This window comes from Vibrio sp. 2132-1 (assembly GCF_033344315.1).
The window spans coordinates 1-620 of sequence record NZ_JAWPON010000509.1 but is presented as its reverse complement, the minus strand read 5'-3'; the positions used below and the strand labels follow the sequence as shown (position 1 = coordinate 620).

The window sequence follows — 620 nt, the reverse complement described above, 5'->3', positions numbered from 1 at the left end:
CCGTGTACCGGCTTTGTGGGCGGCAAGGAAACCTACGTCTACGACAGCAAAGGCCTCGTCTCCAGCATTACTGACCGCGCTGGGCAGAAGCGCACGTTCACCCATAACGACCGGGGATTGGAAACCACCCAGATAGACCAGGACGGGGGTAAGGTTACGACCGACTGGCTTCCTTCCAAGTCGCTCCCGGCAAAAATCACAGAACCAACCAGGATCACTGAGCTCACCTACGACACTCATCTCCGGGTGATAAGCCGCAAGGTCACTGATCGCAGCTCGGGCGCTTCCCGGACATGGACCTACACCTATGCCCCTGTTGGTACAGGAAAGCCGAGCCTGTTGGCCTCGGTTGATGGTCCGCGCACCGACGTCAGCGATGTTACGACATTTGACTACGATGACCACGGCAACCTGATCCGGACAACGAACGCGCTGGGGCAGGTGACGCAGTTTGGTGACTACGACGCGAACGGTCGCGCCGGGACCATTCAGGGTGTCAATGGTGTAACCCAAACCCTCACCTATGACGCCAGAGGAAGACTTGTCAGCTCCACTGGGCCAGAAGGAACCACGGTCTACAACTATGATGCTGTGGGCCTCCTGAGTTCGCTGACCAAGCC

At 58.4% G+C, this 620-nt stretch carries 1 pseudogene; it reads left to right on the top strand.

The annotated features are described in order from the left end of the window. Positions 1-620: pseudogene (locus R8N47_RS26345) on the top strand (type IV secretion protein Rhs); the annotation flags it as partial.